Origin of the sequence: Veillonella parvula, assembly GCF_945949885.1 — a bacterium.
Taxonomy (GTDB): Bacteria; Bacillota; Negativicutes; order Veillonellales; family Veillonellaceae; genus Veillonella; species Veillonella parvula_B.
On record NZ_CAMFFZ010000015.1, the window covers coordinates 21,445 to 43,176 of the forward strand.

The window sequence follows — 21,732 nt, forward strand, 5'->3', positions numbered from 1 at the left end:
TCTCTATGAGTTCAGATAATCAATTAAATTATGGTTTAGACACGGATACTATTGATATTGCAGATTCTGTCATCATTGATGTAGCAACAAAAACTTTAGGAACCATTCCTGGTATTCATTCTTTAAGCCCACGCTTTTACGATGAGTTGGTAGAGGGTATTACCCATGCTTTTGGTCAGCGTAGCTTACCTGGTATCAATGTAAAGCATCGTAAAGGTTTTATTGAAATTAACATTTATATTAAAGCATTGTATGGATATAATCTCATTGAATTATCGAAACAATTGCAATTAGAAATCAAACAAACCTTAAAAAATATGCTAGATCTTGATCATATTAAGGTTGATGTGCATATTGAAGGTATTGTAAAAGAAAAGGAGCCAGTTTTACATGGTAACTAAGCGAAATCGGCGAGAGGCTCGTCAATACGCATTCCAAATGTTATATGCCAATGAATTTCATACTGATCAAAATGATGTTCAATTTCCCGAAGGAAACATTCATAAAGCAATGGATAAGGCATATGCAAATAGTATTATAGAGGGTGTACTATCAAACGCTGAAGCAATTGATGCTACATTACAGCCATTCTGTAAATCTCGTAAAGTAGCAAATTTAGATAAGGTGGATCGTTCTATTTTACGTATTGCCGTTTGGGAAATGAACAATAAAGTGGAACCTTTAGAGCCATCTATTGCTATTAATGAAGCCATTCAATTAGCTAAAGAGTTTGGCTCTGATGCATCTTATAAATTAATTAATGCAATCTTAGACGCATATAATAAGAGTAAATAATGAAACGATATTACTTAGGCATTGATACGAGTTGTTACACTACAAGTTGTGCCATTGTAGATAGCGACTTTCACATAGTAGGGGAAGCACGTAAAATCTTAGAGGTAAAACTAGGTGAGCGAGGACTACAACAATCAAATATGGTCTTTCAGCATATAAAGGCATTGCCTAAGTTAATGTCCGAGTTGCCTCAGGTACCAATTAGCGGTATAGGTGTTAGTGGCTTTCCGCGCCGTGAAGAATGCTCTTATATGCCTGCCTTTATGGTCGGGTTAGGACAGGGGCAAACCTTGAGTCATCTTATGAATGTGCCTTTACATATTTTTGCACATCAAGAGAATCATATATTAGCTGCTTTGAGGGATTTAAAAAATATTCCTAATGAGCCATTTTTGGCATTACATCTATCAGGTGGCACGACAGAACTAGTATATTGCCATTATCAAGGAAACGGTATTTTTGAATCTCACATCGTTGGTGGTTCTAAAGATTTACAAGGGGGGCAATATGTTGATCGCATAGGTGTCGCGTTGGGCTTACCATTTCCTGCAGGTAAACATTTAGAGGCTTTAGCATTACAAACTACAGAATATGAACCATTGCCATCATCTGTAAAAGGCGGATGGATTAGCTTTGCCGGTCCTTGTAGTGCTGCTATGCGGCGTATAAATAACGCTATGAGTGATATAGATAAATCTAAGTTAGCTAGAGCTGTTTTTACTTCCATTGGAAATGCTCTAGAAAAAGTGATTACTTATCATACTAAAGAGAAATCTGTACGTGCACTCATTGCTGTAGGTGGTGTGATGAGTAATAGTTTACTTCGTAAGCGGATGGAAACCTATTGTAAACGAAATCATCTCCAATTACATGTGGCGCAGCCACAATTCTCTGTTGATAATGCCACAGGTAATGCTTTTGGTGCTGCTTATTTACAAGAATCTAGAGGATAATCGTGAATGTATTAACCATTACACAATTAAACAATCTCATAAAACGTACCTTAGATCGTGAATATCTATTAAAGAATGTATATGTAAGTGGTACCATTATTAATGCAAAACGTCATAGTAGTGGTCACATGTATTTTTCTTTAAAAGATGAGGAATCTGCTATTGATGTGACAATGTGGTCTAGTACAGTCATGCAAAAGGGACTAGCTAATGCCATTCAAAATGGTTTATTAGTAACTGTAAAAGCATCTGTTAACTTTTACAATAAAATGGGCCGTTTAAATCTCATTGCATCAGATATGCAGATAGGTGCTAAAAGTCCGTTACAGCTTGAATTTGACGCTCTAAAACGAGAGTTAACTGCTTTGGGGTACTTTGATGATAGCCATAAAGTAGGTTTACCCTATATGGCGAGTTGCATTGGTATTGTTACATCCCAATCTGGTGCTGTATTACATGATATTCTACATGTTAGTAAACAACGCAATCCACTAGTTCAATTTAAATTGTTTTCCGTTCCTGTACAAGGTAGTACCGCAGGCCCAATTATAGCAAAAGGAATTGCTACGGCAGATGCTGATCCAGATATTGATGTCATCATCGTTGGTCGTGGTGGTGGATCTATGGAGGACTTGTGGTGTTTCAATGATAGAGCTGTTGTAGAGGCAATTTATAATGCTCATACACCGATTATTTCGGCGGTAGGTCATGAAACAGATTACACCTTATGTGATTATGTAGCTGATGCACGCGGGGCTACGCCTAGCCATGCTACAGAAATGGCAGTACTTCCAATTACTACATTACAAGATCAGCTGACAGAAAAAGAAGAGTATTTACACGAATATATACGCTATACACTACAACAAAAACGTACAGATTTAACATTGCTCTTTAATCGAAAACTTGGCATTCCAGCTCTGCAATTTTTACATAAGCAAAAATCACACTTACAAGAGCTTTCACAAACTCTAACTAATGCAACTAAAGAACGATGTAATGCAGAGAGGCATAGCTTAGCATTATTGGCACAACAGTTAGAGTCGCTAAATCCATTACAAATGATGATTAAAGGTTTTGCAAAGGTTGAGCATGATAACAAACCTATTACATCGGTTGCCCAATTACAACCAAATGACGATATACGAGTTACACTAGCTGATGGTTATATTACTGCTACGGTAAAGGAGGCGCACAAGGATGGCCGCATCACTAAAAAGTTATGAGAAAAAATATAAGGCCTTAGAAGATATTGTTAAGCAATTAGACGATGGGGATATGACCATTTCTGAGCTTTTATCACAATATAAAAAGGGCTTAACTTTGGTAAAAGAATGTGCTGAAATGCTTGACTCTGTTGAAGATGAAGTACAACAAATTATCGAAGAAGTCCGCATCAGCGAATAAGGAGATTCTATGTTCAAAGATTATTTAGCATCTAGCAAACAAAATATTGAACAATGGTTAGGCGAAGTACTTAATAGCCCAAATCAAGAATTTGAACAACTTTATGAATCTATGAATTATAGTTTAATGCAAGGTGGCAAACGAATACGACCTATTTTAACTAAGGCTGTGTTAGAAATGCTTCATAAAGAGCCAGCTGATTATAAGGAATTTTTATGTGCTATGGAGTGTATCCATACTTATTCATTAGTTCATGATGATTTACCAGCTATGGATAATGATGATTATCGCAGAGGTAATTTGACTAATCACAAAGTATACGGTGAGGGGCTTGCTATTTTAGCCGGTGATGGGTTATTAACATATGCATTTCAATTGATGACATCAAATACAGTTGCTAGTGCACAGCAAAAACTAGATGCTGTACTATGTGTTGCTACTGCGGCTGGTCCTGAAGGTATGGTTGGGGGACAAGCCTTTGATTTACTCAGCGAAGACAAACATATTTCTTTAAAAGAATTAAAGGTTTTACATAGTGGTAAAACAGGTGCACTATTTAACGCTTCTGTAGAATTAGGTCTTATTCTTGGAAATGCTAATAATACTACACGAACAGCCCTTATGGAATATTCTAATTGCTTGGGATTGTTATTCCAAATCACTGATGATATTTTAGATGTAACCGGTACTATTGAAGAATTAGGAAAAACACCCGGTAGTGATATTCGCCAACATAAATCTACCTATGTATCTTTACTAGGCTTAGAGGAGGCAAAACAACAAGCTTCCTTAGTAGGGCAACAAGCTCATGATGCATTAAACTTGCTTTCTTATGATACAACTATACTGGCTGCATTGATTGATTATCTTTTAGAACGTACGAATTAATAGGTGTTACCTATAGAAGGTATAAACAATGATTGATATATTACCACAAATAACACATAATTATATCGCACAAGCTGCATTTTGGGGCTGGTTTACTGCTCAAGCTATTAAATTCATATGGCAACTTGTAAGACATGGTAAATTTCGTCCAGAGCGTCTCGTTGGATCTGGTGGTTTCCCAAGTTCACATACATCATTTGTTATTGCTACAACAACAGCAATTTATTTAAAAAATGGTGTATCAGATCTTTTTATATTATCCTTAGTATTTTCAATTGTTGTTATGTATGATGCGTCTGGTGTACGATTAGAGGCAGGACGACAAGCTCAAATACTTAATCAAATTGTAGATTATTTTACCAAAAAGAATATACCTGTTGTCATTACACGTAAAGAAGCATTAAAAGAGTTGTTGGGACATACACCTATCGAAGTATTTGGTGGTTTAATTCTCGGTATTCTTGTGGCCTTTATTCAGTTTTATTGTATTTATCATGGTGTAATATGAACAATAAAGAACGATTAGATATACTCCTCGTTAATCGAGGCCTTTTTGAAAGTAGAGAAAAAGCAAAAGCAGCTATTATGGCGGGCCTTATATTTATGGATACTACACGTATAGATAAAGCAGGCACCAAGATTCCTGTGGATGCCAATATTATTGTAAAAGGCAATACCCTACCTTATGTAAGCCGTGGAGGCCTTAAATTAGAAAAGGCTATTCAAACTTACCCTATCGATTTACATGGGGCTGTGATGATTGATATAGGAGCTAGTACAGGTGGTTTTACAGATTGCGCATTACAAAACGGTGCGTCTAAGGTTTTTGCCATCGATGTAGGATATAATCAATTAGCTTGGAAATTACGCCAAGATTCACGTGTAATCAATATGGAAAAACAAAATATCCGTACAGTTACTGTTGAACAAATAGGTGAACTTGTTGATTTTATTTCTATTGATGTAGCATTTATTTCTTTAGACAAAGTTTTACCAGTAGCTACTAATTTATTAAAAGATACGGGCTCACTTGTGGCCTTAATAAAACCACAATTTGAGGCTGGTAAAGAAAATGTTGGTAAGGGCGGTATAGTGCGAGATAGTGAAATCCATAAAGAAGTATTACATCGTATTCTACAAGTTGCGTATGACTGTGGTTTATATACACACGGCTTAACTTTCTCTCCAATCAAAGGAATGGAAGGGAATATTGAGTTTTTAGGTTATTTTAAAAAGTACGAAGAAGGGGCCTTATCGATTAACGATGAATTAATTGATTCAGTCGTTATAAACGCTCATTCACTATAGGAGATTACTATGCGTATCGGATTCTTCCCTAATATGGGGAAAAGCAATATTATGGCAGTTCTAAAAATGGCTGCACATATTTGTAAAGATGAAGGTATCGAAGTATTTTTGCCAGATGATCTCGAATCAGATGCACCTGCACGAGTACTTAAGATTCCTGAAACTCATATTTTAAGTCGCCCAGAAATCTTTAAACAAATAGATATTGCCTTTAGTTTTGGTGGTGATGGTACCATCATCCATCTTGCAAGACAAATTTATCCATATAATGTACCTGTTTGTGGTATTAATCTTGGCGAACTAGGTTTTTTAAACCAAATCGAAGTTCACCAAATGCAAAGCCATATTAAACGTATCGCTAACGGTGATTACAATATTGAAAAGCGCGGCCACTTATATGCATATATTGACCGCAATAATGGTAATGAAGAAGAGTTAGTACCAATCATTAATGAAATTGTCATTACTCGTGCTGAGCCAGCTAAAATGGCGCGAATTAACATGTCCATAAATAATCAACACACACAAATATATCCATCGGATGGTTTAATTATTTCCTCTGCTACAGGTTCTACGGGCTATAATCTATCGGCTGGTGGTCCAATCATGAAACCAGATAATCGATCAATCATTGTCACCCCAGTAGCACCACATTTAATTCAAGGTGTAAGCCTTGTTTTAGAGGAACATGATACGATTCAAATTACAATGCCGGAAAGAGAACCACAATTACATATTTGTATTGATGGTACATTTGACTATACTTATACAAATAAAGAAACCTTACATATAAGCTCTAACCCTGTATATTGTTTATTTGTACGATTCAAGGATCAATGTTTCTTTGGTACACTATTTAAAAAGTTAGCATCTCGTCGAGACGAATTGTTATAACTAAATCTCAAGTGGGGTGGTTTTGTGATTAACATTAACAATGCTGTTCAATTCCAACATTTAATCTGGGATCGATGCATGAAAAATGCCAAAGTGGTAGTAGATGCTACATGTGGTAATGGTCATGATCTTTTATACCTTTCTAAACGGGCACAAAAAGCATGCCATCTATATGGAATTGATATTCAAATGAAAGCTATTAAAACTAGCAAAGAGCTTTTACAATCAAATGATATTGCGCCAGAAGTAAGTTTAACGTTTATTCATGACTCTCATGATTTGGCGGTAGCTCATCAATTAAAGGATGAAGTTATCGATTTAATGATTTTTAACCTCGGATATTTACCTGGAGGTGATCATCAAGTTGTAACAAAACCGCACCAGACCATTGATGCCATAAATGAAGGTTTACAAAAACTTTCTAAGTCTGGAGTTATCACAATAGTTGCTTATCCGGGAACAACAGAGGGATTTGAAGAAATGCAGTCTCTTAAATCGTATTTAGCAGATTTAGATCAGAAAATATATAATGTATGCCATTGGCATCCGATGAACCAAATACATAATCCACCTGAGTTATTTATATTGCAAAAACGATAAAACGAAATATATCTTTATTCATTATGAATAAAACTCATACTCAGTTAGTAAAACCCCTTTTATAGGGGATTTTAATTATACATGTATATTTTTCTATTTTTAAATTATTAATTTCCTATAAATAGATGAACCTTATTAGCTATGAATTTGTACGTTGTTATTATATAGAATATTAACAATATTTTAAATATTAATATAATATGCATAAGACGTATAATATATGCGATTTATACCATATATTAATTATGAATATATGGTATAATATTATCAGAAAGATACTATTCTCTTTTATGTGCAAGGTTTAAAAAAGGGAGTTCAAAATGAAACGCTATCGCTATAACAAAATTAAAGAGATTGTGCAGTCCAAGGCGATTGAAACACAAGAGGAATTAGCTGCGGCTTTACTCGAGGAAGGTATTGAAGTAACACAAGCTACAGTTTCTCGTGATATAAAGGAATTGATGTTAATCAAAATTCCTACAGGCGATGGACATTATCGTTATGCATTATCTCCAGAGGAAAATGTAGTTTTATCTCGTAGTCGTATTAACCGACTATTCCAAGATTCTTTGATTAAGGTTGATCACAGTTTAAACCAAGTTGTATTACATACAATCCCAGGTTCTGCTCAATCTGTAGCATTTTCTATCGATCATGCAAAATGGACTGAAATTATTGGTACATTAGCAGGGGATGATACTATTTTGTTAATTGCAAAATCTGAAGCTGACGTTCCAGCAATTTTAGCGAAAATTCAAGATTTAATGAAGGACTAATAATATGTTAACGCAAATGAGCATTCGCAACTTTGCGTTGATTGAGCAAATGAATATTTCATTTAATGATGGCATTACTATCTTTACCGGCGAAACTGGGGCAGGGAAATCCATTCTTATGGATGCCTTTAGTATCCTATTAGGAGAACGCGCAAGTAGCGAGTTTATTCGTCACGGTAAAGATAGTTTTGTTATTGATGGAATATTTGATATTGCTAATCACCAAAGTATTCAAGACCTATTAGAGTCTAAAAATATCATGATAGAAGAAGGCCAGTTAATTCTATCTAGATCTTTTAACCGTAATGGCAAATCTAGTATTTTGGCTAATGATCAACCAATACCTTTAAAAGCTTTAAAGGAAATCGGTCAATACTTAGCAGATATTCACGGACAATATAGCAACCAACGCTTACTAGATGCTGATACACATCATGAATATTTAGATACTTTTAATAAAGAAGGAAAAGAAGCCTATAAAGCTTATACTGATGCGTATAAAATTTATAAGCAAGCAAAACAAGATGTAGATCATTTACAAGAAAATATGTCTGAGCGAGCTCGGGAGCTTGATATGCTTAGATACCAAATCGACGAAATTGAAGATGCTGGTCTAAGTGTTGGTGAAGATGTAATTATTGCTGAAGAACTTAAACGTTTAGACAGTTTTGAACATATTGATAAGGTATTAGGTTCTTGTTATGATGCTTTTTATAATGGACGTCAACCATTACTTGATACGATTAACTCGATTAAGGTAGAGGTTAATGATCTGGTAAAATACGATAGCGAGTTAAAAGAAGTATCAGAAATGGTGGACTCTGCTTATTTCCAACTAGAAGAGGCTGCACAATCCTTAGATCGTTATAGGGATACTATCAGCTACGATGAAGAACGTTATAAGTATTGCCAAGATAGAGATACAACAATTTATGGGTTAAAGAAAAAATATGGTGAAACTGTAGAAGAGATTTTAGCATACGAAGAAAAGGCGCAAGCTCGCTTAGAAGAACTAGAAGGTTTTGTATTTGCTCAAGATGAATTAGAAACTCGTCTAGAAGAAGCTAAAAAGATAGCAGAAGAAGCTTTAGCTATTTTACACGAGGTACGTCTGAAAAATGCAAAAGTGATTGCTACGGCCTTACATCAAGAACTAGTAGATTTAGGTATGCCAAAAGGAGATATCCAATTTCATATAGAAGAGGGTAATGAGTTATCTACATTAGGTGCAAAATCCATTGAAATGTTATTTTCCGCAAATAAAGGGGAGCAATTATTGCCACTTCATAAAGTCGCTTCTGGCGGCGAATTGTCCCGTATTGCATTAGCGTTTAAATCTGTATTCCGTAGTGATACATTTAAAACGATGGTATTTGATGAAATTGACGTCGGTATCAGCGGTGATATAGCACTTAAGGTGGCAGAAAAAATACTTAATTTATCTAAAACAAATCAAGTATTTTGTATTACTCATCTGCCTCAAACTGCAAGTATTGCGAAACAACACTATCATCTATCTAAAATCGAGCAAGATGATCGTACAATTTCTACATTAGCAGTTTTAAATGAGGAAGAACGAGTAACACAAATTGCGTCTATGATGTCTGGTAAGGGAATGTCTGCTACAGCACTTGCAGCGGCGAAAGAACTTATTGACCATTTTAATTGACTAAAATCGCATAATTACTTATACTAATAGTATTAAATGAATATGTTGATAGAGGTGCGAGTATTAAGAGTAATCATGAGGAGTAGGCATGCATTGATCCATGATAAAAGGGATGCTTGCCGAAGTTCGATGATTGCGACTCATCGTTCTGGTTGTCTATTTAATAGATAGACAACTGTCATCAATCCTGTATTGGTGGAGTGCTATCATTGAGCTTTTCGTAAGAGTATATATAGTTATATAATCTATAAGGCCAGTGGATGCATCCACTGGCTTTTTTGGAGGTATATATGATTCGAGTAATGGTAAATGGCGCTGGCGGCAAAATGGGTCGTGAAGTAGTTAAAGCAGTACATAATGATCCTGAATTAACATTAGTTGGTGGTATTGATCCCACTAAGGCAGGGGAAGATGTAGGCTCCGTAGCAGGAATCGAACAATTAGGTATCAAGATGAATGCCTCCATCGATGAGGTGTTAGATACAAATAAACCTGATGTTATTGTAGATTTTACTAATCCTGCTGTTATTTATGAAAACGCGAAAAGAATGTTATCTGCTGGGATCCATGTTGTCATCGGTACTACAGGATTGACCCCAGAACAACGCGATGAACTTGATACAATAGGTCGTTCGAATCAAGCAAATTGTTTAGTAGCTCCAAACTTTTCTCTTGGGGCGGTAATGATGATGAAAGTCTCTGCCGAGCTCGCTCCATATTTTCCTAATGTAGAAATTATAGAATTACATCATAATCACAAATACGATGCGCCTTCTGGCACAGCTATTTTAACAGCTAAATTAATTAACGATGCTAAACAAGCTGCTAAGGTAACTGCTGATGAGGATTTGACTCGTGAAAGCTTACCAGGTGCTCGTGGTGCTAAGGTTGACGATGTAACAATTCATAGTGTACGCCTTCCAGGTTATGTAGCTCATCAAGAAGTATTATTTGGTGGTTATGATGAAACATTAACCATACGTCATGATAGCTTAAGTCGTTTATCTTTTATGCCAGGCGTAGTATTAGCGTGTAAAAAAATTAGTTCTAAAACTGGCTTAACATACGGATTAGAACATTATTTATAATATTTGAGCAAGGAGATATATCAATGAAAAAACCTAATGTTGCAATTCTAGGTGCTACTGGTGCAGTAGGTGCTGAATTTATTACACTTATTGAAGAACGTAACTTTCCTTATGAGAACTTAAAACTATTGGCTTCCGCACGTTCTACAGGTACAGAGCTTTCTGTGAATGGTAAAACCTATATTGTAGAAGAAGCAAAATCAGAATCTTTTGATGATATTGATATTGCATTATTTGCAGGTGGCTCTATATCTAAGACATTAGCTCCAGAAGCTGCTAAACGTGGTGCTATTGTAATCGATAACTCTAGTGCATTTCGTATGGATCCTGAAGTTCCTCTTGTAGTACCAGAAGTTAACCCAGAAGATATTTTAAAACATAAAGGTATCATTGCAAATCCTAACTGCTCTACAATCATTATGAGCTTAGGTTTAAAACCTCTTCATGATATTTCTCCTATTAGACGCGTAATTGTAAGCACATACCAAGCTGTATCTGGTGCAGGTAAAGAAGGTATTGAAGAACTTGAAAACCAAGTAAAACAATATACTGCAGGCAAAGAGATGACAGCAAATCTATTACCAACAGGCTCTGCTCCTAAACACTATCCTGTAGCTTTCAACTTATTGCCACAAATTGATGTGTTTTTAGAAAACGATTATACTAAAGAAGAAATGAAGATGGTTTACGAAACACAAAAAATTCTTCATGACGAAACTATTCAAGTAGTTCCAACTACAGTTCGTGTTCCTGTATATCGCTCTCATTCTGAATCTGTCTTGGTAGAAACAGCAGAACCGGTATCTGTAGAGGCTTTCAAAGCGGCATGTGAAAAATTCCCTTGTTTACAAGTTAAAGATAATCCTGCTGAACAAATTTACCCTATGCCATTGTATACATCTAATCAAAACGACTGTGAAATAGGTCGTATTCGTAAAGACTTATACAATGACAACGGTATGAACTTCTGGATTGTAGGGGACCAAATTCGTAAAGGTGCAGCTCTTAATGCATTGCAAATTGCTGAGTACTTGGTGGAAAAACAAGCATTTTAATCTATCAAGGGGAGGATATATATGAAAACCTTTGGTCGAGTGTTAACAGCTATGGTGACATCCTTTAATAGTGATGGATCCGTAAATATTGAAAATTGTATTGATATCGCCAATTATCTGTTAGATAATGGCTCTGATGGTCTTGTGGTTTGTGGTACAACGGGTGAAAACCCAACTATGTCTAGAGACGAAAAATTAGCTCTATTTAATGCGATTGCAAAAGAATGTGGACATAAAGGTTCGATTATTGCCAATGTAGGCAGTAACGATACAAAAGCTTCTGCAGACTTTGTAAAGGAAGTCTCTAAAATCGATGGTATCGATGGTTTGCTAGTTGTAGTACCTTATTACAATAAACCTAACCAGCAAGGTCAATATTTGCATTTTAAAACTATTGCAGAAGCTACTACATTGCCAATCATGGTGTATAATGTTCCAAGTCGTGTGGGGACAGGTATTTTCCCAACTACCTTAGTTCAACTACATAACGAATATCCACATATTTGTGCTATTAAAGAGGCAAGTGGTAATTTGATGATTGCTTCTGAAATTAAGCGCTTAATGCCTGGAGATGATTTCATGGTATATAGTGGGGATGATGGTCTTACATTACCGATGCTTTCTATTGGAGGATGTGGGGTAGTATCCGTAGTATCTCATGTAGCAGGCAAAGATATGAATGCTATGATTCAAGCTTATGAATCTGGTCATAACCACGAAGCGATTCGTATTCATCAAGCCTTATCAGAAATCATAAAAGCAATGTTCATCACCACAAATCCGATTCCTGTCAAATATGCAGCCCGTAAAGTTGGCTTGCCTGTGGGAAAATTTAATTTACCAATGTGTGAACCAACGGCTGATGAAGCAGCATATATTGATAAAGCATTGGTAGAATATTTACAATAAAATATCAGTATAATTAAAACCAGTAACTACATTATAGCTACTGGTTTTTACTTTATACTAAATCCTTACTATTATTTTTGATTGATGTAACATTATTTATAGTATACTATACTAGTTGTATTTTAATGTAAAAATTTATAATTGTGGTATAATTTCTCTGGAGATAGTATTTTTAACTATACTCTAGTCTACTGTTAATTCATGATAAACAGACAAATTGTGAAAGTTCGAACCGACCAATATGGCGGGTACATTTAAAACACAAGGAGTTTAGCATGATACTAACAATGTTAAAGGGTAAAATTCACAGAGCTACTGTGACACAAGCAGAACTTGATTATGTAGGGAGCATTACAATTGATACAGATTTATTGAATGCATCCGGAATACGAGAATATGAGCAAGTTCAAATTGTAAACATCAATAATGGAGCGCGTTTTAGTACATATACTATTGCCGGAGAAGCAGGTAGTGGTGTTATATGCTTAAATGGTGCTGCCGCGCGACATGTACAAGTACATGATAAGATAATTATCATGTGTTATGCACAGCTTGATGAAAGCGAAGTTGAGAGTCATAAGCCTCTCGTTGTATTTGTAGATAATAATAACAAGATAAGTCATATAAAAAACTATGAGAAACATGGTTTATTAGTTGATCAAAAATAATTGTCATTGATCGAATTACAGTAGACTGTATAGGACTATCTTCGTATTTACAATATAACGGAGGAATATAATGGAATTTATAACAACTATCGAAAATGTACGGAATACAGTAAATAGCTGGAGAAAAGAAGGTTACACAATTGGTTTTGTACCAACCATGGGATTCTTACATGAAGGACATGCTGCATTAATAGATCAAGCTAGAAAAAATAACGATAAGGTCATTGTTTCTATATTTGTAAATCCTATTCAATTTGGAGAAAATGAAGACTTAAGTACTTACCCTCGTGATATTAATAGCGATAAAAAGTTATGTGAATCACATGGTGTCGATCTTATTTTTGCTCCAAATCCGGAGGAAATGTACCAAGATAAAAAGGCATTTGTAAACATTGCGGATTTATCTGATACATTGTGTGGTATTCGCAGACCAATTCACTTTAAAGGCGTTTGCACTGTGGTGGCAAAATTCTTTAATATTACTCAACCAACAAATGCGTATTTTGGTGAAAAAGACGCACAGCAATTAGCCATTATACGTAAAATGGTCTTTGATTTAAATTTTCCTGTCAATATTATTGGCGTTCCCATTGTTCGTGAAGAAGATGGTATAGCAAAATCTTCTCGTAATACATATTTATCTAGTAAAGAACGGAAAGCCGCTACAATACTGTATAAAGCTATTCAATTGGGAAAACAAACTATACAATATGGTTGCCCTGCTAAATGTATCATTGATACTATGACAGACACTATACAAACCGAACCACTTGCTAAAATAGATTATATTTCAGTTGTTGATGCTAAGACTATGCAACCTATACAAGAGGTTACTGCTCCAGTATTAGTGGCTATGGCTATATATATTGGTTCTACACGACTTATCGATAACTTCTCATACGATCCAAATTAAGGAGAGAAGTTATGAATCATTTACTTACACTCAATAACGTCCTTTCCAAATACTTGATTTTTATAATCCTAGGCTTTTCATCTATTGCCTATATAGTACCAGAATACTTTACTTGGGCAATCGCTTATACACCTTTTTTACTTGGTATAGCCATGTTTGGAATGGGGCTTACTATTAAGTTTGAAAGCTTATGTAGTATCCTTAGGCATCCAAAAGATATTTGTATTGGTGTACTTGCACAATATACGATAATGCCTCTATTAGCCTGGGGAATTTGCCATATATTCACATTATCACCAGATATTGTTATTGGTGTAATATTAGTAGGTTGTTGTCCCGGTGGGACAGCCAGTAATGTTATAACCTATATTGCCAATGGTGATGTCCCTTTATCTGTAGGAATGACAATTACTTCAACATTAATAGCTCCCATAGTTACACCATTATTAATCTTATATATCGGTGGCGCATGGGTAGATGTTCAAGTACTACCTATGATGATTACTATGGTAAAAGTTATTATTGTGCCAATCTTATTGGGCGCAGTAATCCAATATGTATGTAAATCACATATCAATACTTTAACCAGCATTAGTCCAATCTTCTCAATGATTGCTATTATACTGTTAATAGCAGCCATTATTGCTATTAACAAAGAGAAACTATTGATTTCTGGGCTTGAAACACTTATTGTTGTTGGTATACATAATATACTAGGTCTATTACTAGGATTAGGTGTAGGAGCACTGCTTAAATTAAGATATGATAAAACTACAGCGCTAGCAATAGAGGTAGGAATGCAAAATAGTGGTTTAGCCGTAACATTGGCAGCAACAAATTTTGCATTAAATCCATTAGCAACGCTAGTAGGGGCTATTTTTAGTGTATGGCATAATATATCAGGTGCTATTTTTGCTACTCTACGGAGAGAAAATAGTTTACATTAAAAATAAACTTTATACATGCAACAAAAAAACGGCAACAATATGTTGCCGTTTTTTTGTTTATATTCTATCTCGTACAAGACCGATTACAAGGCCCTCAATATGACAATCATCTACAATGATTGGATCAAAATCATCATTTTCAGGTTGTAAACGAATATGACCATTTTCTTTATAAAAACGTTTTACTGTAGCCTCATCATCGATACGTGCTACAACTACATCGCCATTATTTGCTGTATTTTGATGGCGTACGATGAGCATATCACCTTCATACATACCGATATTCATCATAGATTCGCCTTGAACACGAAGTAAGAAACAATCGGAATCACCAGTCAATTGAACTGGCAATGTAAGCGTAGACTCTAAGTTTTCCACCGCAGTAATAGGCATACCTGCTTGTACAGTACCGATAAGAGGTACTTGTTTAAGACCTACACCTAAAAACTCAAAGTTATCAGAGCTAGACATTTCATTACCAGCTACTGCGATAGAAGGTTTAGTATCTTCTAAAACGGTAATAGCACGATTTTTATTTGGATCACGTTTAATATAGCCAAATTTTTCTAGCGCATTCAAATGAGATTGAACAGTAGAAGTGGAACTTAGCCCTACATGTGTACAGATTTCACGAACTGTAGGACAACGATATTCATTATGTAATGAATCTTTTATAAAGTCTAATATACGGCGCTGTTTTGTATTAATATCTGTAGCAGGGCGTCTCACGATAAACCTCCAAAGTCAATCTAATGTCAGATTAATGTCAATATATATGCGTAAAAATTACCACATAATGTACTATATAATAAAAATATAAGATATTTACTTAACTTATATACCTATTATAGGCAATTTTAAAAGTTTTTGCAAACATTTGTTCTAAAACACTTGACCGAACATTCGTTCGTGTGCTATTATAAGCATGTAAACAAACAAATGTTCTTAGATATTATGTTCGATGTAAATGTGAGGTATGAGATGAAAAATATATTGATGATGGTAGGAATGTGCTTAACAGTATTATTTGGTTATAATATGTCAAATCCTGCAACAGAGGTAAATACACATAATGTACGTGAGGTAAAGGTTCAAGTAGGCGATACAATGTGGGACATTGCAGCACGTACAGCTCATAAAGATATGGATGTTCGTGAAATGGTATATGCCATGAAGGAACTTAACAATATTAGCGATTCTGGTGCACTTGTACCTGGTACAGTATTAAAAGTGCCAGCTAAAAAAATTGATAGTCCAGTTAGAGCTTTGGACTATGTGGCTCAAAACTAAATATATATGGGAATATCCCACGCAAAAAAGCAGCTACTCAATTGAGTTAGCTGCTTTTTGTTATCTAAATCGTTTTTCAAAAATCGTTGAAATAGGATTATCTACAAATTTGTTAGCTTCATTAATATAGCGACGAACCATATTAACACTATGATGGCGAGTTTGTCGCATAATATTACGTTCCTCAACACCATAAGCTGCTGCAGTCGTTGCGAAGCCATGACGTAAACTATGAGCGCCATACATGGTCGGATCTAGACCAATAAGAGAAATATATTTCTTTACGATTTCTGCAATCATCTTATCGGATATAGCTGTTTTACGTAAAGACATATTTTTTGTAAACCCTCTAAACACTGGCCCTTCAGTAATACCAGAAGCACGTAACCATTGTTGTAAGGCTCGTACTGCATCTAACGGAGAACCAGATAAGTGTGGGATAGCTACCACGGCACCTTGACCTTCTTGATCGGCCTTAGAGGATGCTACAAAGATTTCAACACCTTGTGGTGAAAATTGAAGATTTTCTACTGTAATAGCTGCAATCTCACTGCGCCGGAAAGCACCCATAAAGCCAATCAAAAGAATAGCTTTATCGCGCAATAATTGAAGTTCCGGCACATCTAGCTTAGTCATACAGTCTATAATATCTTCAATATCTTCTAACAAAACTGGGGTTTTTCCTTGTTGGAATGTTCCTTTTAATCGTCTAATACCACGTAAGGCCTGTTTAACGATAGGAGCCATACATGGATTATCTCTTTGGCCAGAAGCATTAAAATTTTCAGATATAGCACTAATACGACGTGAAATTGTATTTGCCTTTGCATAATCTGCTAGATCGTTAATATAATTTACTATTGTTTCTGGTGTAGCTGGAAAATAAGATACCTTTTGATAAGTACACCAATCTACGAAATCGTCCCAATCCGATTCGTAAGCATCAACAGTATTCTCAGCCTTAGATAACAATATGCTTTGTTTTGCTTTCATAGACAACTTTGTACTATTCATAAGCGCATCATTATTACGCAAATAAAAATGCTTTTGTTGTTTCTTAGACTCTGACATAATTCACCCTTACCCATAAAATATTAATATAATTGTACCATAGATTAGATCTTTATATGCTATAATTAGAAAATATAATAACTTATTCGGGAGAGTTTACGAATACATGACGAAGAAATACATATTAGTAGGAACAGTACTTGTTCTTTTGGGTACAAGTGGTTGCTCATACATTCCAACAGAAAATATTTCTTATGGTGTATATTATAATGATACAGATCTATCAAATACACCAAAGAACGAATTACAAGCACGTTTACAAGAGGTGAATGATAAGATACCTCAGACTATATCTATCGATATGGGAAATAATAAAAAACAACAAGCCACATATCATGATTTAGGTATTCAATTCGATACAGAGGCTATGGTAAAAGCTATTTCCACATACGGCTATGAGGATGATATGTGGACAGTATTGTCACATAGATTTAATGGTTTATTTTATGGTCATCATTTTAAACCACAATATAAGTTAGACGAAGTAAAGGGTAAAACATATCTCACTGAGTTAGCAAAAACAATAGATACACCTGGTCATGATGCCTATCTTACTGTTGAAAATGGACAAGTAGTAATACATCCGTCAAAAGAAGGCAAACGTATTGATATCGATGCCACCCTGAAAAAGCTAAAAGATGATCTACAGGCTAGCGATAGTATAAATTCTCTTTCTATGGTATTTACTACACAGAATACGGTAAAAGTTACTGATACTGACCTAAAACCTTTAAATACTGTATTAGCATCTTTCACAACGGAGTATAATCCAAGTAATGAAAGCAGAACACATAATATCCAATTAGCTTCTGATAAGATAAATGGTACACTCATTAAGCCCGGTGCACAATTCTCTTTTAACGATGTAGTAGGCGAACGTACTGCAGAAGCTGGCTATGATGATGCGCCTGTTATGATTGATGGCAAATTAGTTCCAGGCATTGGTGGTGGTATTTGCCAAGTGAGTTCTACTATTTTTAATACAGCTTTATTATCTGGTATGAATATTGTTGAACGTACACCTCATTTTGAACCAGTTGGATATATTCAAGCTGGTAGAGATGCTACGGTAGCTTGGGGCTATTTAGACTTTAAGTTTAGAAATCCGTACCAACATTCTATTTATATCTTAAGTGTTATGAATAATGGTACGTTAACTATTTACATTATAGGTACAGCTGAAGATAAACCAAAAAATGTATCTATCTCTGTAGACGATTATGGTGAGATTCCAAATAAAACAATAACTAAGGTAGATCCATCTTTAAAAGAAAAAGATGTACAAGAGGGCCATGTAGGCTTAAAAATGAATACGTATAGAACCATTACATATGGTAACTGGGTTACTCAAACCGATTCCTTTGAGTCTGTATATGACCCTGTAGATACGATTATTACAATGCCTGCAACACCTGAAGCGCCACCTAAGAAAATAGATAAAAAGAAATCATAACTATAGCTTTTATGAAATATAGCCTAAACTATTGACCATTAAATATAAATAGTTTAGGCTATTATTTGGGCTGTAAATGAGAAATTATTATATACGTAAATAAATTAGTATAGATTAATTATTAAAATAAAAAGTATAATAAGGTATTCTCAATAATTATCATTTAGGTAAAAGTAGAATAGAAGAGGAATTTATGGACACAATTTTACAATTTGATCACTCTTTAATCTTCTATGTACATGAACATTTTGTATATAGTTTTTTAACACCAATTATGGCATTTATATCAAAAATTACAAGCAATGGCGCATTATGGATTATTATAGCATTATTATTAATGCTACAAAAAAAATACCGCGTTTTAGGCGTGGCGATTATTATTGCTTTAGGATTTGTATTTATAATTGGCGACCAAGGTTTAAAACCAAATGTAGCTAGATTAAGACCATTTGTTGATTTTCCAAATGTAACGGTACCGTTGGAATCTGCACTACCAAAAGCTACAAGCTATTCATTCCCATCAGGTCATAGCTTTGGTTCATTCGCATCAGCCATGACTATTTACCTAGGCTTAGGCCAAATAGCACCTCAGAAGCGATATTTAGGGATTTTAGCATTGTTAGGTTCAATAGTAGTAGCATTCTCTAGAGTTTACTTATTTGCACATTATCCAACAGATGTATTAACAGGTTTAGTATTAGGAATCATCGTAGGATTCATTGCCTGGAAGTTAGCAAGAATCGGCTGGAACTGGTGGACTAACCGCCATAATGATGTAGAATACGAACCATACACATTTAAACGTAAATAAGCAAAAAACTATATAACACAAGGGATTGGGCCATTTAGGCCCAATTTTTGGTATTAAATTACTTCCGATAATATATCGTTATCGGAAGTAATTATAAAAATAACAAGAAATAACCTATTCTAAATATTGAAATTTTTAGAATTAGATTGTAAAATAGTAATATAAATTATCTAATTTACTCATACTCTTATGGAGGAATTATATGTGCTGGTGTGATATTGTAAGTAAAGCCAAAATTGGCGGTTTAAAACATTTAGGTAATGGCATGGAGAGTTCTTTAAGATTTCTTGCTGAAATTATTCTTAGTATAAGTATCATTCGCGTATTAGTAAACTGGATTTTTGGTATTTAAATCTCAAAATATAATACGATCATATTAAAAGGCGCTTAGTTATTCTAAGCGCCTTATTTTTATATATTCAGTTATATCTAGTTATTTTCTTCACTACAGCTAATATATTACTCATATGCTTCGCTGCAATCTATGTATTCCATAATAATTTGGCAGATCTGACCATCTTTATCAAATGCCCAGTATACTGGATATAAACCATCGCCAAAGCCAGATTGAATCATTGGTACTGTTAATTCTGTATCAGGAATTGTAAAGTTAATCCAATCACCTTTAGAACGTTGGAATTGTGGATATGCCATAGCATTCAATTGGAATAAATCACTATAATAATCATCGTAGATATTTTTTTCAGGGTAGTTTATATGCCATTGTTCATAAAATTTGTTATATGTCTCAATAGTTTGTGCATCTACTATTGTAGCTAAACCCGAATCTACAGGAAATCCAATATAGGTATCCCCATCATCTAAATCGGTTAAGTCTTCAGTTCCTTTTAATGCTAATTCGTAATATACAGGCTCATTACCGCTAAAAACAACTCGACTAGCTACATAACGATATTCATTTGGTTCCATTTCGATAATCTTAGTCTCTAATAGATATGTGCCTGGCTCTACCGTTCTAAGATACGTATCAGGCTTACTCGGCAATGAAACTAAAGGATCACAACATGTAATATGCCCTGTTGGGAAGTTTACCGTCCACATGGGTAATGTATGTAACGGAAATCCTTTTAACTCTTTTCGGTTAAATAAATCATGATATGGTACAGTAGGTTTTAATTTACCTTCAGAACCTAATCGGTTAAAGGTTTGAATCCATTCGCTAGTTAATTTAGATTGTTCCATATTACTCCTCGGCTTCGTATTTACAATGAATATATTCGCCTTCTAATACTTCGTAGGTTGTGGTTTTACGTATAATTTGCTTTACTAATGTATCTAGTTTAGAACCATTTGTATAGTCTGCAGGTGCATAATAACGGATACGATGATGACGCATCATCTTATATACCTTTTCTTTATCTTTCTTAAATGGATCATATACACCTATAGAATGACCCCCATTAGCGTTCACAAGACTCATACAAGGAATATCTGTATCGCTATCCCCAATATAAATCATGTTACGGAACGGCACTCGTTGATTTTCAGGCTTAATGTAATCATTAACACCAGTATCATTAATATCGAGAATTCCTTTTTGAATACGGAACAAAAATTGTGTCTTATTCGTATAGTTAATGGCTTGTGCAGGCCAAACAGCTACACCTTTATCATCGAACATAAATGCACTGGCATAGATTTTGGTGAAAGCCCCCTCTTTTGCCATTTCAGTGCCTTCGATCATCTCTTTTAAGCCAGATGAAATAATGTAATGTTCAATCTTAACGCCTTGTTCTAAGCCATATTGGCGAATACGTTCAAACCAAGTCCGTACCCCTTCGTATAATTCTACTTGATTGCCGTATTCCATGAGCTTATCTTTTGTTACATAGAAATGGCCTACTGCTTCTTGAATCATTTTATACATATAGGCTAAATTATTATCCATATCATGTTTTTTAGCCAACTGATTTGATTCATGCCAAAATTGTTTGATTTGCTCCTCGTTATAACCTACCGATTGAATAAATCCTTGTGCCTGCATATCGTCAGGGGTTAAGGTTTTATCGAAGTCGTAACACATTGCTAACACGGGCATAGATGAGTCAGATGATTGTAAATTATCTTTACTATCATTCTTATACGTTATCATAAAATGTACCTCCTTTTAAATTAAACAAAAAATACATTTACACTCTCTTATATTCCTGAGATTCCTTCTTGACAACCCCTTTGGTATCTATTTTACACGGTAAGTCAATTCATTTAATTTAGTA

The 21,732-nt window shown here is 34.8% G+C and carries 26 protein-coding genes and 1 riboswitch; of the genes, 22 read left to right on the forward strand and 4 right to left on the reverse strand.

The annotated features are described in order from the left end of the window. The first annotated feature begins 5 nt into the window (after positions 1-5). The 18 genes from Q7O55_RS05930 (at position 6) to Q7O55_RS06015 (ending at position 14,870) form a co-directional block, all read left to right on the forward strand. A complete protein-coding gene (locus Q7O55_RS05930) occupies positions 6-401 on the forward strand; it encodes an Asp23/Gls24 family envelope stress response protein (protein ID WP_004695803.1) in 396 nt (131 codons plus the stop codon). Next, complete coding sequence (nusB, locus tag Q7O55_RS05935) at positions 391-795, forward strand: transcription antitermination factor NusB (RefSeq protein WP_012864357.1); 405 nt, start codon at positions 391-393, stop codon at positions 793-795. The genes Q7O55_RS05930 and nusB overlap by 11 nt, the downstream gene beginning before the upstream one ends. Beyond that, complete coding sequence (locus Q7O55_RS05940; protein ID WP_303929165.1) at positions 795-1,748, forward strand: metallohydrolase; 954 nt, start codon at positions 795-797, stop codon at positions 1,746-1,748. Before nusB ends, Q7O55_RS05940 begins: the two co-directional genes overlap by 1 nt. Before the next feature lie 2 nt (positions 1,749-1,750). Further along, the gene (gene xseA, locus Q7O55_RS05945; RefSeq protein WP_303929167.1) at positions 1,751-2,974 is read left to right on the forward strand and encodes an exodeoxyribonuclease VII large subunit; all 1,224 of its coding nucleotides are present in this window, start codon (positions 1,751-1,753) and stop codon (positions 2,972-2,974) included. Then, positions 2,949-3,155: an exodeoxyribonuclease VII small subunit gene (xseB, locus tag Q7O55_RS05950; protein WP_004697322.1), complete on the forward strand. Its 207-nt coding sequence runs from the start codon at positions 2,949-2,951 to the stop codon at positions 3,153-3,155. Before xseA ends, xseB begins: the two co-directional genes overlap by 26 nt. Before the next feature lie 9 nt (positions 3,156-3,164). Further along, entirely contained in the window at positions 3,165-4,043 is an 879-nt protein-coding gene (locus Q7O55_RS05955) for a polyprenyl synthetase family protein (protein ID WP_303929168.1), read from the forward strand. Positions 4,044-4,071: 28 nt separating this feature from the next. Continuing rightward, on the forward strand, positions 4,072-4,551 hold the full coding sequence (locus tag Q7O55_RS05960; protein ID WP_303929169.1) for a divergent PAP2 family protein: 480 nt from the start codon (positions 4,072-4,074) through the stop codon (positions 4,549-4,551). Beyond that, on the forward strand, positions 4,548-5,351 hold the full coding sequence (locus tag Q7O55_RS05965) for a TlyA family RNA methyltransferase (RefSeq protein ID WP_303929171.1): 804 nt from the start codon (positions 4,548-4,550) through the stop codon (positions 5,349-5,351). The genes Q7O55_RS05960 and Q7O55_RS05965 overlap by 4 nt, the downstream gene beginning before the upstream one ends. Before the next feature lie 9 nt (positions 5,352-5,360). Continuing rightward, positions 5,361-6,245, forward strand: coding sequence for an NAD(+)/NADH kinase (locus tag Q7O55_RS05970; RefSeq protein WP_303929173.1), 885 nt, complete (start codon positions 5,361-5,363; stop codon positions 6,243-6,245). Positions 6,246-6,269: 24 nt separating this feature from the next. Then, on the forward strand, positions 6,270-6,845 hold the full coding sequence (locus Q7O55_RS05975; RefSeq protein WP_303929175.1) for a class I SAM-dependent methyltransferase: 576 nt from the start codon (positions 6,270-6,272) through the stop codon (positions 6,843-6,845). Positions 6,846-7,165: 320 nt separating this feature from the next. Then, positions 7,166-7,621, forward strand: a complete 456-nt coding sequence (argR, locus tag Q7O55_RS05980; protein WP_303929177.1) for an arginine repressor — start codon at positions 7,166-7,168, stop codon at positions 7,619-7,621. 4 nt (positions 7,622-7,625) lie between these two features. Then, complete coding sequence (gene recN, locus Q7O55_RS05985; RefSeq protein WP_303929179.1) at positions 7,626-9,290, forward strand: DNA repair protein RecN; 1,665 nt, start codon at positions 7,626-7,628, stop codon at positions 9,288-9,290. 41 nt (positions 9,291-9,331) lie between these two features. Continuing rightward, positions 9,332-9,504: riboswitch (Lysine riboswitch) on the forward strand. A gap of 76 nt (positions 9,505-9,580) precedes the next feature. After that, positions 9,581-10,378 carry a 4-hydroxy-tetrahydrodipicolinate reductase gene (dapB, locus tag Q7O55_RS05990; protein ID WP_303929181.1) on the forward strand — a complete coding sequence of 266 codons (798 nt, stop codon included), beginning with the start codon at positions 9,581-9,583 and terminating at the stop codon, positions 10,376-10,378. Between the two features lie 23 nt (positions 10,379-10,401). Next, complete coding sequence (locus Q7O55_RS05995) at positions 10,402-11,433, forward strand: aspartate-semialdehyde dehydrogenase (RefSeq protein WP_303929183.1); 1,032 nt, start codon at positions 10,402-10,404, stop codon at positions 11,431-11,433. A 21-nt stretch (positions 11,434-11,454) separates the two neighbouring features. Beyond that, positions 11,455-12,342, forward strand: coding sequence for a 4-hydroxy-tetrahydrodipicolinate synthase (gene dapA, locus Q7O55_RS06000; protein WP_303929184.1), 888 nt, complete (start codon positions 11,455-11,457; stop codon positions 12,340-12,342). A 275-nt stretch (positions 12,343-12,617) separates the two neighbouring features. Then, positions 12,618-13,010 (forward strand): aspartate 1-decarboxylase, encoded by a 393-nt coding sequence (panD, locus tag Q7O55_RS06005; RefSeq protein ID WP_303929186.1) that lies wholly within the window; start codon positions 12,618-12,620, stop codon positions 13,008-13,010. A gap of 70 nt (positions 13,011-13,080) precedes the next feature. Continuing rightward, positions 13,081-13,923, forward strand: coding sequence for a pantoate--beta-alanine ligase (gene panC, locus Q7O55_RS06010; protein ID WP_303929188.1), 843 nt, complete (start codon positions 13,081-13,083; stop codon positions 13,921-13,923). An 11-nt stretch (positions 13,924-13,934) separates the two neighbouring features. Beyond that, positions 13,935-14,870: a bile acid:sodium symporter family protein gene (locus Q7O55_RS06015; protein ID WP_303929189.1), complete on the forward strand. Its 936-nt coding sequence runs from the start codon at positions 13,935-13,937 to the stop codon at positions 14,868-14,870. A gap of 57 nt (positions 14,871-14,927) precedes the next feature. On the opposite strand, the gene lexA is transcribed toward Q7O55_RS06015, so the two are convergent. Further along, entirely contained in the window at positions 14,928-15,599 is a 672-nt protein-coding gene (gene lexA / locus Q7O55_RS06020) for a transcriptional repressor LexA (RefSeq protein WP_303929191.1), read from the reverse strand. A 252-nt stretch (positions 15,600-15,851) separates the two neighbouring features. Between lexA and Q7O55_RS06025 the strand changes: the two genes are divergently transcribed. Beyond that, positions 15,852-16,160: a LysM domain-containing protein gene (locus Q7O55_RS06025; RefSeq protein WP_303929193.1), complete on the forward strand. Its 309-nt coding sequence runs from the start codon at positions 15,852-15,854 to the stop codon at positions 16,158-16,160. Between the two features lie 60 nt (positions 16,161-16,220). On the opposite strand, the gene Q7O55_RS06030 is transcribed toward Q7O55_RS06025, so the two are convergent. Beyond that, complete coding sequence (locus tag Q7O55_RS06030) at positions 16,221-17,231, reverse strand: site-specific integrase (RefSeq protein WP_008600957.1); 1,011 nt, start codon at positions 17,229-17,231, stop codon at positions 16,221-16,223. 106 nt (positions 17,232-17,337) lie between these two features. On the opposite strand from Q7O55_RS06030, the gene Q7O55_RS06035 reads away from it, so the two are divergent. From Q7O55_RS06035 to Q7O55_RS06045, 3 genes are all read left to right on the forward strand, one after another. Further along, positions 17,338-18,684 carry a VanW family protein gene (locus tag Q7O55_RS06035; RefSeq protein ID WP_303929196.1) on the forward strand — a complete coding sequence of 449 codons (1,347 nt, stop codon included), beginning with the start codon at positions 17,338-17,340 and terminating at the stop codon, positions 18,682-18,684. A gap of 193 nt (positions 18,685-18,877) precedes the next feature. Beyond that, entirely contained in the window at positions 18,878-19,495 is a 618-nt protein-coding gene (locus tag Q7O55_RS06040; protein WP_008600961.1) for a phosphatase PAP2 family protein, read from the forward strand. Between the two features lie 202 nt (positions 19,496-19,697). Further along, complete coding sequence (locus tag Q7O55_RS06045) at positions 19,698-19,847, forward strand: hypothetical protein (RefSeq protein ID WP_303929199.1); 150 nt, start codon at positions 19,698-19,700, stop codon at positions 19,845-19,847. 107 nt (positions 19,848-19,954) lie between these two features. Here Q7O55_RS06045 and Q7O55_RS06050 read toward each other — a convergent pair whose 3' ends face one another. Together Q7O55_RS06050 and Q7O55_RS06055 are read right to left on the reverse strand one after the other, a co-directional pair. Continuing rightward, a complete protein-coding gene (locus Q7O55_RS06050) occupies positions 19,955-20,698 on the reverse strand; it encodes a DUF4241 domain-containing protein (RefSeq protein WP_303929200.1) in 744 nt (247 codons plus the stop codon). Between the two features lies 1 nt (position 20,699). Further along, positions 20,700-21,608, reverse strand: a complete 909-nt coding sequence (locus Q7O55_RS06055; protein ID WP_303929201.1) for an HAD family hydrolase — start codon at positions 21,606-21,608, stop codon at positions 20,700-20,702. Positions 21,609-21,732: the final 124 nt, after the last annotated feature.